Genomic DNA, 14280 nt, shown 5'->3' on the forward strand with positions numbered 1-14280 from the left:
ATGATCAGGCTTGGCTGCTCGGATATCGGAGGGCAATCAGACGGTCAGAGATGGAAACGGGAGGGTCTATCCGTTTGGGTAAGTGGATCGCTGGTCAATTAATCCCAGCTAACTGCATCTTTTCTCGCAGTGCCGCTACCATGCTTTCTTCGTCGAGACCTACTGCACGGGCGAAGGCTTTGGTAAAACCGAAAATATACACACGCCCGGGTAATGCCGAAAAGTCGTCATTCTCTATCGCTGACAAAAAACGCAGTGAAATTTTGGTGCGATCTGCGATGTCTTGGAGAGCAAGGTTAGCCATCAGCCGGGCTTGGTTAAGCCTAGCACCAATCAATTCCATCTCACCCACAAGTGGCTCTTTTTGCACAAAGCTCACTTCGATTCTCCCCCCGAAGAATACGACTTTCCGTTACGCAACAGACACAACCGAATCGCTCTTATCTTCTAGTAGCAGAAGTTATCCACAGGGTCGAATCGTAGGAAATGGGATGCGGATAGACCGTATCGTAAGCCCAGATTGTTTAGTGAAGTGACCGCTTAAACTACCTCTATTTTTAATTAGAGCCCGGCTCTTAAGAGAAAGACGGAAGGATGGATCGATTACAGTTTACAGAAGGGCAGATTCTCGGTGAGCTGCGGGAATCATCGGACCATGCTGCGCTTCTTGCTCGGCGAACCTTATTTGAATTCCGGCATGCCACACGAAACCAAAAAACGTATAGGTCTCATCATAAAACGATGGCGGCGGGGCTCTATACTCTGCGTTGCCGTGAGGCACGAATAGCATCAGTCCCTGCATCACGCAGCCGTCCTATCGCTACAAGCACTTCGCTCGGACCGGACTAGGTCGATGATTATGCGCCCCGTCCGAAGCCTGCGCGGTGGCGGCTGACCCGCTCGTTAGTCGGCCAGCTCAAACACGTACACCATGTTGCCCCCGCTCGGCTGGTAGATGTCCGGGCTTTGTTGCGCGGTCACCAGCTTGAACACGCCCATGCCCGTGGTCACGGCGATGTACTGCTTGCCACTTACCGCGTAGGTGACAGGGTAGCCGTGGGGCGCCGAACCAAGGCGTGTTTGCCAGACCACCTCGCCGGTCTTCACATCGAAGGCCTTGAAGTACCGATCCAAGTCGCCAATGAACGCCAGGCCACCACCGGTGGTAAGTGCGGAGGTCATGAACATTGCGCGCTGCGTGTGAGACCAGCGCGGCTTTAAAGTCGTGACATCAATCGCACTCAGGCGCCCGAGCATGCCGTCGGTCCCGGGCATGGGGTGAACGGTGGATTCGCCGCCATAACCACCGCCGCCTTCTTTGCGCTCTACGGTACGGCCAGTCATGTCGACGCACAATTGGTGCAACGGTAACAACAGCAAGTTGCTGGGCGGGTCATAGGCACTGGCTTGCCAGTTGTGGCCGCCATAGATGCTCGGACAGACCGACACCTTGTCATCCACCCCTGCATTCATGATGTCATCGCGGTATTCCACGCGACCAGTGCTATGGTCGATGGACTTGAAGACGTTTTGATAAAGCGTTTCAGTGACAGCGACAAACTTGCCGTTACGACGGTCGAGTTTCCATAACAGGCCATCCTTGCCCGCAGTGAGGACGAATTTGTCCGACCCGATATCCACTAGCACGCGCTCGAAGCCGGTTTCCATGTCCAGTGTTTCACCAGGTACGTGCTGAAAGTGCCATTGCAATTTGCCGGTGCGTGGGTCGAGTGCCAGTGTCGAGTTGGTGTAAAGGGCGGCATCGGCCGCAGTCATACCGCGGCTGGCCGCTACCCAAGGTTTCGCCTGGGCGGTGCCGAAGTAATACAGGTTCAACTGAGGGTCATAGCTACCGGTAATCCAGTTGTCGCCGCCGCCGCGCAATTCAACGGGCTGACCCGCCCAGCTGGCATCATTGGGGTCGCCCGGCAGTGCGATGGTGGAGGTGCGCCAAAGTTCTTTGCCTGTGCTTGGGTCGTGTCCGGTGATAAAGCAACCGGACTTCTTATAGCGTTCGCAGCCGTTGATACCGCTGACCACAACGCCGCCGGCTATGAAAGGCCCTGCTGTGTGCGTGTAGCCTTGATGATAATCTGCCTTTACTGTGCGCCACAGCAGTTTGCCGGTGCGCGCGTCCAGCGCTACAACGGCTGCGTCGTAAGTGGCCAGAAACACCTTGTCCTGATACAATGCGATATTGCGTGTAGGGCCACCGAGCGTGCGTGAATCTTCGGGATATGGGTAGGCATATTCCCACAGCAGACTGCCGCTGGCGGCGTCGATTGCCTGCACCACGTTGCCCGGATGGGTGAGGTACATCACGCCGTCATGGATGAGCGGTGTGGGCTGATTGCTGCCGTCTTTCATCGTCATCGCCCAGGCGAGCCGCAGGCGCCCCACCGATTTGGTGTTGATGCTAGACAACGGGCTAAAGCCCTGCCCATCTTCAGTGCGGCGCCACTGCAGCCAGTCGGCGGCGGGTGGGTTTTGCAGCAGTGCATCGGTGACCGTTGACGTAGCTGGTGTTTCGCGGTTCACCCAACCCCCGGCACTTTGGGCTGCTTCCATGATGCCGGCTGCCCCTTGCCAAGTGGTTTCTTCCGGTTTTAGTTCGCTTACCGCAACGCCGTTACTGCGCAGCAGGAAGGCTGCGATGCCGTTGACTACGGAAGGCGGCGCGTTAGCTGGTACGTTCATCGACATCATGCTGCGTATGAAGGTGGCTAAGGGGGGCACACCGCCTTTGCCCCATCGGGTGCGGAACCGCTCGCCGGTTAAAGCAACACCATGCGCACCGCCCGCCAGGTTTGCATTGTGGCATTCCGCGCAGTAGTTTTGGTAGGCCACACTGCCAGCAGAGGTGGTTTCAGCATTGGCCTCGGCCGACAGAAGCACACTTACGGCCAGCAACATTAGGCTGATAAAAGGCCAGCGAATAACCCGCATGAACATCTCCTCTAAATATAATTTGAGAATGCTCGCTTGTCTGCAACCAGTCAACGATGAAGTTGCTCTAACGATGACTGCGCAGATGAGCCCAGCCGGCCTGCAGCTTGCCTAAGATACTGCAATCTGATCGACCATGCGCAAGGTGCTGAACCGGCGGAGATAAGTGCGGCAAGTCGCCCGTCCGTCAGTTGTCTGAACTGTGCAGACACCTCGGCTTCTGCACCAGCATCCAAGGCCCTGGCGAGTTCGTCGAATATGAAAATGCTGCCAGAAATTACTTTGGCGAGGGTCATTGTTTCGAGCTTTTTTAAAGATGTATCATCAAATTATATCGGACAGGCAGTTAACTAGATTGCAGTTTGCAAGCCGCTCTAGCGCACACCAACGGGGGCACATTATCTAGCCAAGCGACCGTCATCCTCGGTACGCCAGAAACGGTTTAAGGCAAACCGCTTGGCGACGATAAAACAATCATCTATGTTTGTTTTATCGTCAAGAATTTGTGCCGTCAGCGTTTTGACCTACGAGACAAAGTAACTAGATCCATAGAGAGGACCGCCCCATGCCAAATGTTGCCATTCCTGCCCAATTCGAAGCCGATCCTTCCGCTTATGTCTGGACGCATTACGCTCCTGAAATTGGCATGGCGGCGGGTCAATATTCGCTGGCTGTCTATGAGAACTCAAAACTGTCGATGCGTGAGATGGAGGCGGCAAGGATGCGCACGGCTCAGATAAATGGCTGCGCTTTGTGTCTTACCATGCGCGCCGATCGTGATTTATTTGGACATATCGAACGCAGCGGCGGCGACGTGGCGAAAGCCTCATCGATCCGTGATAATACCCCGCCAGATGAGGGATTTTACGATGACGTAGAAAACTGGCGCGCGGCAACCGGGTTCAGTGACCGTGAGCTATTAGCAATAGAATTTGCCGAACGTCTGGGAGAAGAGCCAAAGGGGCTAAAGACAGATGAAGATTTTTGGAACCGGATGCACCAGCATTTTTCTGATGCCGAAATCGTAGATATGACATTTTCCATCGGCTCCTGGATTGCACTTGGCCGCTTGACCCATGTGCTAGGTCTTGATGATGTCTGCATGCCGACCATGCCGACCATGCCGCATGCAGCGTAGATTTAAACAAACCTGTCCGTTGGACATCGACGGGTAGCAATCAACAGTGCTTTGAGATGCAGTTTAGTTTGCTTAGACTAAGAGAAATCAGGACTTTTATAACCAAAGGCATTAGAAAGGTTTGGAGCCGTATTTTTTGTCTTTTTTATATGGGATATCCGATTTTATAAGTTGAACAATGCCATTCAATAATTTGAAATTTTGAAAGAACTCGTTTCTCTAATCAAGAAATTTCGATATAAAATGGCTTTTTATTGATTATGTATTAGACGCATGTGTTGAATTTAAATCTACGAACTTCAAGATTTTTTAAGGAGTGTCTGCTTTGAAGGTTCCGCCTTTGAGCGTGAATTTAACCCTTCCAAACATATAAACGAACTTTCACTATGTATAACTCGTTCTTCAGAAGCGAACTGCTTGGTTGTCCGCCCTAGTGGCGATGCTCTCGACAGATAAATGTACGTCGGCTAGCAGCCTCTTTTGCCTAATTGCAGAATGTCGGCACTGTCCAACAAAATAGTCATATCAATCTTGCTGATGCCATGTCCGCTTATGGGGGAACCACCCTGCGCTTATAGGGACTGCATTTGGGCGCAAAGCGGACCTTCCTTTTTGTATAAGCGAAGGACCTGTTGAGCACGGGCGTCATACGCCCCCTATCCTTGCAAACTGCACGCACCGCGATCGCATATCAAAGTGCCAGCTCAAAAACTGACTAATAGAGTCGACCTGGTCATCGTGACGGCCATGCGGAAAGCTCGCGATCTCGGCCCGAAGATCATCAAGCCAAGGCGCCCGCTCGGGCAGCCACACATGACCAGCTTCAATGCGGGCGGATTGCGCATGCAAACGGGTGATCTTGTCATCCCTTGGCAGGAACGCGGTTGGATAAGGAATGCCATTATGCTCTGTGCGAAGCTGCTGGATGAGGGATGTACCTGACCCTTTATCTTCAATGATGATATTGCGGGCGTTCCATTGGGTTGCCTGTTCTACAATGCGCCGCTTTAACGATGGAAAATCTCGCCGCGCCCGATCAACGTCAAGAAGATATAGGTCACTTCCGGCCACGCCCCACGTTGTGCATACGCTGAAGTCATGCTGTTCGTCCGCCTTTGAGGCTGTATCCCATGACTGGCAGATGGTCATTGCATGTTGCGGTGGCGGGGCCGCGTAGCGACAGAACCAGGCCCACTTCACAACTTCGCCATCGGACGGAACTGGGCACTGCTGATACTGCGCGGAGAATATCGTCGAGCCTAAAGCCAGCTTGAGCCCTTCGAGGACCGCCAGCGTTTCACGCGCAGGGTGGAGGATGTCACCCGCCTTGCGGTCGTATACCTTGCCTGGTCCTATGGGGATCTGCGCATCCTCCTCGGCAATCGCTGGCAATCTGAGTGTAACCCAATCATCAAGCGCATCAACATGCCCTGCCAGGTCATCCATATGCAGGCGCTGCTGGACAAGAATGATTGCGTCGCTCGCCTTGTTATTGAGCCGAGACAGCAGCGTCCTGCTGTACCAACCGTTGACCGCTTCGCGCTTTGTCTGCGACATCGCATCTTCAGGCTTGAGCGGATCGTCAATGATAATGAGATTACCGCCGCGACCCGTGAGCGTTCCCCCGACGGAGGTCGCATAGCGATAGCCACGCGCGGTCGTCTCGTAGTTTGCTTCCTGGTTCTTGGCAGGGCTGATCCGGGTATGCGGGAACAGGTCGCGATACCATTGCGCCTGCATTACGGCGCGGCAGTCCCCTGCATGCTTGGCGGCAAGGTCAGCAGAATAGCTTGCCGTGATAATCTTAGCAGTAGGATCATGCCCCAGAAAAAACGCAGGGAAGGCAACTGACGCACATACTGACTTGAGCGAACGCGGCGGCACTTCGATTTTAAGCCGCCGGATCTTGCCGATCCGCACCAACTCCAAGTGATAACACAGGGCCTCAAGGTGCCAATTGGGCAAGAACTGCTCGCCAGGGCTCACGGTCGTAAATGCCTTACGCACAAAGCTGTGCAGGCTGCCACGGAGCAAAGCGTCGAGTAGCCGGTTATCCATTGTGCTCATCGCCGTGCTCCCCAATGTTAAGCAGCCCTGCTTCACGAAGGATCGCAGCATCTTCGGCCAGCAGTGCGCTCAGGCTTTCCTGTCCCTTGTCATTGGCATGGTTAACTTGATGCAGGTTAATGAGCAGCTGCAAAGACTTGTGGTCCCCGCCCAGCGCCTTTTCACGAAGCCGCCAGACAAGAGCAGTAATAGTGCTAACATTTTTGCGCCGACCGTTAACAGTTACGGGCACCGGCATTGCCATAGCCCGCGCGATTTCTGTGGCAAAGTTGCGTTGACCCTTTGGGCGCCCCTTGGGGTTGCCTGAATGGCCAGGCTTAAAGCGGCTGTGCACAGGTGGTTTGCCATAGCCCACCTGGCCCTCGTCGTTGTCGGCAATGTCAGACATTGTCGCCTCCCATCCCGGCCGATTGCGCACGCTGCACAAATGACTGGCCAGTTGGCACGTGAACGGGTGCTTCACCAAAAGTAGCTTCATAGCGCCGCAAGATCACGTCGCAGTAAAGCGGATCGAGTTCGATAAGGCGCGCTATCCGCCCGCTATGGGCAGCAGCAATCAATGTCGTGCCAGAGCCCCCGAACCCGTCGAGCACAATCTCTCCTGGATCGCTGGCATCGCGCAGGATGTCGCAGATGAGGTCAAGCGGTTTGACGGTCGGGTGCCAGCCAAGCTCCTCCGCGCGCCCTGTCTTGAAAGTGTTGGCCCCAGCATAGGTCCAAACGTTCGAACGGTGCCGGCCATTGGCGCCAAGCTCAACATTGTTAACGTGAGGACGCTTACCCTTCTTGTAGACTGCGACCAGTTCATGTTGGGAGCGATAGAGCGATCCCATACCTGCATTGCTCTTTGCCCAAACGCACAGGTTGAGCCAGTCATCGTAGACAGCTTGGCCCGCACTCAAAAGTTCCGGCAGATGCCGCCAGTCCATAAACACATAGTGCAAGGACCCATCGCGGCTAGCCTTCGCCATGGCTTCCAGCGACCCGCAAAGGAACTGCGTAAACTCGTTTGAACTCAGCTCCCCTGAACCTTGCACAAACTCACGGTGCTTATTGCGGCCAAGTCCCGAGACATGACCGCCAATCTTGACGTTATAGGGCGGATCAGTAACCACGAGGCGCGCCTTGTCACGGCCCATTAGCTGAGTGTAGCTCACAGGATCCAAAGCATCCGCACAGAAGAGGCGATGCTGACCCAGTTGCCACAAATCACCAAGTTGGCAGACTGGCGGACCTGCTACAGGCTCTTCGGTACCTTCGTCTTGGACTGGACTGGCGCCAGCATCGATGATGAGCTCGACCTCACGCATTTCAAAGCCGGTGAGCGTGACATCAAATTCAAGCGCAACGAGATCGCCAAGCTCAATTGCGAGTAGTTCCCTATCCCATCCGGCTTTCTCGGCCAGCCGATTGTCGGCAATAACATAAGCGCGCTTTTGGTCTTCGGTCAGCCAATCCAGACACAGGGTGGGAACCTCGGAAAGTCCCAACATGCGTGCAGCGGCCAGTCGGCCGTGTCCCGCGATCACTTCGCCGGACGCATCAACCAGCACTGGATTGGTGAAGCCAAACGCAGTGATGCTCGCAGCCAGCTGCCGCAGCTGCTTTTTGGAATGGGTTCGGGCATTGCGCGGCGCTGCGTGCAAGGTCTCGATACGAGTAAGTTTGGCTTGAGGAAGGCGCACGTGCGCCGGACGCAAAGAAGATGACATGGCAAATAGCCTTTTCGAACAGAGTTGCTGAGAGTTCCGAACTTCGCAATGACGTCCTCAGGACACGCCTGGCCGAACCAGACTGCCATTGCTCAAACTTCGGTCGAGACTCAGCCTCTCATCGGAAGGCACAACCTTCCTGTGTTCGTCGGAGCGATCCCCGAGTGGAGGGCTCAGCCCTCAATCCCAATCAAGCTCAGCTATAAAAGGGATCAATCATCCTTTGACGACTGGGTTCGGTTTACACGTCAGCGCGATGCCGCGCAAGTAGCGCCGATCAATTTTTTCATCGTAAATCTCTGAAAATACAAAGAGGATTTTGCAATTTCCCTGTTACGGCGAAATGAATTCCCTGTTTTTTATTTAGCGAATTTGCGCGCCCAAAGCACGGAAGCAGCCCTTGCCGAACAGCAACAGAAGTAATTCTGGTGCACAGAATGCGATATTCCCTGAAAAATCCCATAAATCAGGGAAGGCCTGACCAGAGACCAGTTCCTACCAGACTGCGCCACGCACCAGAGCCTCGCCCTTACCGTGAAACCTTTTCCTTCGGGAAGGCCCCAACTCAGCCTGCTGCGTGGGACTATCGTGGGCCATGCTTTGAGATATGGTCTGCAGTGCTTTCGGATTGCGGGGCGGTTCGAGCTTATGCAGAATTAGCGGCATATCTAAGATATTTATCTCAGCCTTGCTTATCTTTTAAGAAACAACTCGGCCATGGCATCAATAATCGCAACCGAATCGAGCCGATACTCAGCGTAAAGGTCCGGTAAATCCCCGGTCTGGCCAAAACGGTCGGTGCCAAGCGGACTTACCCGCATGCCTTGGACGCCGCCGAGCCAAGACAGCGCGCCTGGCGAACCGTCAATCACCGTCACAATGCCTGCGTCAGGCGCCAGCGCGGACAGGAGATCCTCTGCATGACAGGGTTGCGCGTTTTTGTCGGTCCAGCGCGCGGCTTTGCTTGCGGACCATTCACGATGCAGCACATCTGGTGATGTAACGTTCAGGACGCCTAAACCCGGAATGTCATCCAGCAATTGATCGTACGCCGCCAGCACCTCAGGTGCGATGGCACCGGTAAATGCAATGGCCGCCTCAGCGCCTGCTGCCGGTCTACGCAACCAATATCCACCTTTGAGGGCATCAGCCTCCCAATCGGTGTTCGCCCGTTCCACTTGCGGCACCTGGCGTGTGCTCAATCGCAGATACACAGAGCTCCCGTCGGGCATTTGCAGATGTTCAAACGCCCACCGCATAAACAGGGCGACTTCATCGGCATAAGCGGGTTCGAAATATGCCAGGCCCGGCTGCCCCATGCCGATGAGTGGCGTGTTAATCGACTGGTGCGCGCCGCCCTCTGGGCCCAAAGTCAAACCCGACGGCGTTCCGACCAGCAGAAAACGCGCATCCGAATAGCAACCGTAATTCAGCGCATCCAGTCCGCGCGCGATGAACGGATCATAAACCGTACCAACCGGGATCAGCCGCGTTCCGAAATGTGGTGCGGCAAGGCCAAGCGATGTCAGCAAAAGGAAGAAGTTATTTTCTGCGATGCCAAGTTCAATATGTTGGCCCGCAGCATGTGCCGCCCATTTTTGCGCCGACGGAATTTTGGCCTCGCGAAATAAATCGGCCACGTCGGACCTTCGAAATAGCCCGCGTTGGTTCACGAAACCACCCAGATTGGTTGTTTGCGTCACGTCGGGTGCAGTGGTTACAATCCGGTCGGCCAGTGCTTCGGAAGATTTGGCAAGATCAAGAAGTACGTGACCGAATGCCGCCTGCGTAGATTGCACGTCACCCGACGGCACTGCCAAACGGGCAGGCACCGGTATATAGTCCGCGACCGGTTCAGCCGGTTTGGCGGCAAGCACGCCGTTCCCAATGAAATTTTTGAGCTTCGCCGCCATATTACCGCCGAGGCCAGCAAATGGTTCCCATTCTTCCCCTGTTTCGATACCCATCGTGGTGCGAAGCTGATCGATTTGGGCAGGGTTCATCATGCCCGAATGATTGTCCTTATGTCCGGCAAGCGGCAATCCATAGCCTTTGACCGTATATGCAATAAATAAGGTCGGTCGTTCATCGTCAGCGCTGTCAAAGGCATCCATCAATGACCCGATACAATGCCCACCCAGGTTGGTCATCAACGCGGCCAGACCGTCGTCATCAAAGCTATCGAGCAGTTTTTTTACATGCGGTTTCCCGCCAATGTCTGCATGCAATCGCGCGCGCCACGCCGCACCGCCCTGATAGGTGAGCACGGCGAATTCGGCGTTGGGACAATTTTCAATCCAGTCTTCAAGCGATCCTCCGCCAGGCCGGGCGAAAGCGGCGCGTTGCAGCTTGCCGTGCTTTAACGTGATGACCCGCCATCCCGTGGTTTCAAATATATCGTCAAAGCGCCGAAACATGCGGTCAGCCGTCGTGCTGTCGAGCGATTGCCGGTTGTAATCGACCACCCACCAGCAGTTCCGGATATCGTGCTTATACCCTTCAATCAGGCATTCGTAGATATTGCCTTCGTCAAGTTCGGCATCACCCATCAATGATATCATCCGGCCTGCATTGGTTTCGTCGATTGAACCATGCGCAATCAAATAGTCCTGCACTAAGCTGGAAAAGGCAGTGATTGCGACGCCCAACCCAACTGAGCCTGTCGAAAAATCGACCGGAATTTTGTCCTTGGTGCGTGACGGATAGCTTTGCGCGCCACCGAGCGCACGAAACTGCTGCAATTGCGCAAGCGACTGGTTGCCAAGTAGATAATGGATGGCCTGAAGCACGGGCCCGGCATGCGGCTTGACCGAAACCTTGTCCTGCGGGCGAAGTGCGTGAAAATATAATGCGGCCATAATCGCAGTCATCGAAGCGCAACTGGCTTGGTGCCCGCCGACCTTCAACCCATCACGCTTGGGTCGGATATGATTGGCGTTGTGCACAATCCACGACGACAGCCAACGTAGCCTCGCGTCAAGCGTTTCGATTGCTGCTATTTTTTCTTCGCGCGTGTCTGCCACAATATTGGTCATTGTTTTGTTCACTTCAGTTAAAGCTGCAGTCTAGCCAACGCACTTGAGCATGTCCTTGCGTATTATAGGGACTAGTGTCATTATTTTGATAGATTATGCCTAATTTTGTAGATATACACAAACATGATGCCAAAAAATGCCCTTGATGCGATTGACCGCAAAATCATGGATTGTCTTCAATCGGATGGGCGCATGTCCAATCAGGAGCTGTCCGAACGGGTCGGCCTGTCACCCAGTCCTTGCCTGCGGCGGGTTCGTCAGCTAGAGGCCGACGGCACGATATCACGCTATGTGGCTTTGGTTGATCCAGATAAAATGGGCATATCGGTCACGGCATTTGTGCGTGTTCGTTTGGACCAGCAGGATGATCGTCATCTGGAAGAATTCGAAACGGCGGTTGCCGGCTTTCCGGAAGTCATGGAATGTTACCTGATGACAGGTGAGGCAGATTATCAGCTGCGTATATTGGTCGCATCTCTGACCCAGTTTGAGGATTTTCTGCGTCACCGGCTAACACGCGTAAAGGGTGTCGCCAATGTAACTACAAGCTTTGCGTTAAGGCCCGTCATCTACAAAACATCCGTTCCGACGCTGTTACCACAGCAATGAGCGGGCAACATTCCAGCATGCAATATCCCCATAAAATTTTTCCGGACACAACAATCTTTTCAATCGAGAATGACCGCCTTTCAGTCGCATAAGCATCCAAACGAGTTGGTGGAGTGAAGTTATGAATTTGGAAAATGACCCCCTTGCCGCATTATGGATGCCGTTCACGGCAAACCGGGCTTTCAAGACCACCCCGCGTCAGCTTAAATCTGCCAAGGACATGCATTATACCAGCGATGACGGACGACAAATACTCGACGGCACCGCCGGTCTTTGGGCAGTCAACGCTGGCCACTGCCGCGCGCCAATTGTGGAGGCTATCCAAAAATGTGCGGCAGAACTCGATTATGCCCCACCATTCCAGTTGGGACACCCGCTCGCGTTTGAACTGGCTTCCCGCATAGCGGCGCTGATGCCTGCGGGCTTGGACCGCATATTTTTTACCAATTCAGGTTCCGAATCGGTCGATACCGCGCTTAAAATTGCGCTGGCTTACCAACGCGCGATTGGACAGGGCACGCGTACGCGCCTGATCGGGCGGGAACGCGGCTATAGTGGCGTTGGCTTTGGCGGCATTTCGGTTGGCGGCATCGTCAACAACCGTCGGCAATTTGGCAACTTGTTGACAGGCGTCGACCACCTTCCGCACACCCATAATCTCGAGCATAACGCCTTTACGATGGGCCGACCCGAATGGGGTGGACATTTGGCAGATAATCTTGAGGCTATCGTTGCGCTGCATGGCGCAGAGACCATTGCGGCTGTCATCGTCGAACCGATGGCTGGGTCAACCGGCGTGCTGGTTCCGCCCATCGGCTATCTCGAAAAGCTGCGCGAGATTACCCGCAAACACGGCATCCTTCTTATCTTTGATGAAGTCATTACGGGCTTTGGTCGTGTCGGCGGTGCAACGGCATCTGAAACGCTAGGCGTTACGCCCGATATCATAACAATGGCAAAGGGCCTGACGAACGCCGCAGTGCCCATGGGCGCTGTCGCCATTAGCCGCCATATTCACGACGGTGTTGTCGAAGGCGGCCCCGATGGCATCGAATTGTTCCACGGATATACATATTCAGGTCACCCCTTGGCAGCAGCAGCAGGCCTTGCGACTTTAGACCTCTACAAGTCGGAGGGCATTTTTGAGCATGCCAGCTCGCTCCATGACTATTGGCAGGACGCGGTGCACAGCCTGAAAGGCAAGCGACACATAATCGATATCCGCAACATGGGAATCGTTGCGGCTATAGAGCTCGCGCCGCATTCGGGCGGCGTTGGCAAAAGGGGCATGCAGCTATTCCACAAATGTTTTGACAATGGCCTGTTGGTCCGCGCCACTGGAGACATCATTGCCCTGTCGCCGCCACTCATTCTGCAAAAAACGCATATCGACGAGATTGTCGGACGCATTGGTGAGTTGATCGAAACCGTCGACTAGAGCGACAAGACGATTTTTCCCACATGCTGCTTGGTCAAAAAGGCCTCTTGGGCTTTAACGATCTCGGCTATGTCATAGACCGCAGCGACAACTGGTTGGATTTCGCCACGCTCAATGTACGAAACGAGATTTGCGAAAACGTCTGGCTCTAACACCGTGCAACCGATCAGCCGCAGGTCCTTGAGATACAGCGTCCGAAGATCAAGGTCGACAATTGGTCCGGAAATAGCCCCCGAGACGCCATAGCGGCCGCCCCGTTTGAGGACATTCAAGATCTCGCCGAATTGCGGTCCACCGACGATATCGACGGCGGCATCAAAATGCTCCGGCCCAAACAAGGCGGCAAGGTCGGCATCGCGGGGAATAACCTGCGACGCACCCAGCGCGCGCACGCTCTCGGCCTTGGTATCCGCCGCCATCGCAATGACTTCGGCGCCGCGCCGTTTTGCAAGTTGAACGGCAGCAGAGCCAACGCCGCCCGATGCCCCGGTAATCAGAACACGCTCGCCCACCTGCACATTAATCCGCGTCAGGATGTTTTCGGCGGTGCCATAAGCACAAGGAAAACTCGCCAATTCAATGTCGGAAAGCCGCGATTCAACGCGGTGGGAATGCAGTGACGGGACGCAGGTGTAATCTGCAAACCCGCCATCGACTTCGGAACCGAAGTACAGAATGTCAAAACGGCTCGCCCCGTGAAAGACAGGTTCGACCAATACCCGCTCACCTATACGCGCGGGATTTATATTTTGGCCCACTGCCACAATATGCCCGCAGGCGTCTGCACCCTGTATACGCGGGAAATGAAAAGCCGCGCCTGACCAGCCATCGTCACCGGCGCCCTCTATGCCCGAAACCGCCCCCGCGTCCGTCGCCTCTGCAACCGATTTGGAATACCAACCGATGCGCGTGTTGATATCGGTATTATTGACGCCTGCCGCAGCAACCCGGATCAAGACATCGTCCGCGCCCGGTTTTGGCACGGGCACGTCATCGCGAAAGTCGAGCCTGTCATAGCCGCCATGGCCGGTCAGCAGGACCGCGCGCATGTTGGCGGCGATGGTCACTCGGCGCGTGCCAGCCCAAACTGGTTCAGATACCATTTCTGGAAGTTGAGGACGCTGCCTTCCTGTTCGGAATATCGACCAGGCCGATAACGGCTCGACATAATGCCTGCCTGATTGTTTTCAGTGATGACTTTGTCCTGCGTGGTCGTGGCGTGATAGCCCCAGATCATCTTTTCAATGTCGACTTCAGCCTCAGTCGCGCGGCCGTCAACCAGCCAGATCATCTCCACATCGGTCTCCAATGCGCCGCGCGGCGTAAATTGGAACA

The 14280-nt window shown here is 54.7% G+C and carries 11 protein-coding genes; 3 read left to right on the forward strand and 8 right to left on the reverse strand.

Going from position 1 to position 14280, the window contains the following annotated elements; translation table 11 throughout:
* Positions 1-94 precede the first annotated feature (94 nt).
* The gene (locus tag ACIQ2T_RS07280) at positions 95-379 is read right to left on the reverse strand and encodes a helix-turn-helix domain-containing protein (RefSeq protein WP_397590239.1); all 285 of its coding nucleotides are present in this window, start codon (positions 377-379) and stop codon (positions 95-97) included.
* 524 nt (positions 380-903) lie between these two features.
* On the reverse strand, positions 904-2946 hold the full coding sequence (locus tag ACIQ2T_RS07285) for a PQQ-binding-like beta-propeller repeat protein (protein WP_397590240.1): 2043 nt from the start codon (positions 2944-2946) through the stop codon (positions 904-906).
* A gap of 565 nt (positions 2947-3511) precedes the next feature.
* Here ACIQ2T_RS07285 and ACIQ2T_RS07290 point away from each other — a divergent pair.
* Complete coding sequence (locus tag ACIQ2T_RS07290) at positions 3512-4084, forward strand: carboxymuconolactone decarboxylase family protein (RefSeq protein ID WP_397590241.1); 573 nt, start codon at positions 3512-3514, stop codon at positions 4082-4084.
* A 645-nt stretch (positions 4085-4729) separates the two neighbouring features.
* On the opposite strand, the gene terL is transcribed toward ACIQ2T_RS07290, so the two are convergent.
* From terL to ACIQ2T_RS07310, 4 genes are all read right to left on the reverse strand, one after another.
* Positions 4730-6151, reverse strand: coding sequence for a phage terminase large subunit (terL, locus tag ACIQ2T_RS07295; RefSeq protein ID WP_397590242.1), 1422 nt, complete (start codon positions 6149-6151; stop codon positions 4730-4732).
* A complete protein-coding gene (locus ACIQ2T_RS07300; protein ID WP_397590243.1) occupies positions 6135-6539 on the reverse strand; it encodes a DUF5681 domain-containing protein in 405 nt (134 codons plus the stop codon). Before ACIQ2T_RS07300 ends, terL begins: the two co-directional genes overlap by 17 nt.
* Complete coding sequence (locus ACIQ2T_RS07305) at positions 6532-7863, reverse strand: site-specific DNA-methyltransferase (RefSeq protein WP_397590244.1); 1332 nt, start codon at positions 7861-7863, stop codon at positions 6532-6534. The genes ACIQ2T_RS07300 and ACIQ2T_RS07305 overlap by 8 nt, the downstream gene beginning before the upstream one ends.
* Positions 7864-8555: 692 nt before the next feature.
* Positions 8556-10898, reverse strand: coding sequence for a transketolase (locus ACIQ2T_RS07310; RefSeq protein WP_397590245.1), 2343 nt, complete (start codon positions 10896-10898; stop codon positions 8556-8558).
* A gap of 123 nt (positions 10899-11021) precedes the next feature.
* On the opposite strand from ACIQ2T_RS07310, the gene ACIQ2T_RS07315 reads away from it, so the two are divergent.
* Together ACIQ2T_RS07315 and ACIQ2T_RS07320 are read left to right on the forward strand one after the other, a co-directional pair.
* Complete coding sequence (locus ACIQ2T_RS07315) at positions 11022-11507, forward strand: Lrp/AsnC family transcriptional regulator (protein WP_397590246.1); 486 nt, start codon at positions 11022-11024, stop codon at positions 11505-11507.
* Between the two features lie 121 nt (positions 11508-11628).
* A complete protein-coding gene (locus ACIQ2T_RS07320; RefSeq protein ID WP_397590247.1) occupies positions 11629-12945 on the forward strand; it encodes an aspartate aminotransferase family protein in 1317 nt (438 codons plus the stop codon).
* Here ACIQ2T_RS07320 and ACIQ2T_RS07325 read toward each other — a convergent pair.
* Entirely contained in the window at positions 12942-14012 is a 1071-nt protein-coding gene (locus ACIQ2T_RS07325) for an alcohol dehydrogenase family protein (protein WP_397590248.1), read from the reverse strand. The two genes, ACIQ2T_RS07320 and ACIQ2T_RS07325, sit on opposite strands and share 4 nt — an antisense overlap.
* A partial coding sequence (locus ACIQ2T_RS07330; protein WP_397590249.1) for an SRPBCC family protein occupies positions 14009-14280 on the reverse strand: 272 nt, incomplete at its 5' end. The genes ACIQ2T_RS07325 and ACIQ2T_RS07330, both read right to left, overlap by 4 nt.

It is taken from the genome of Sphingorhabdus sp. (genome assembly GCF_044357595.1).
Taxonomy (GTDB): Bacteria; Pseudomonadota; Alphaproteobacteria; order Sphingomonadales; family Sphingomonadaceae; genus Sphingorhabdus_B.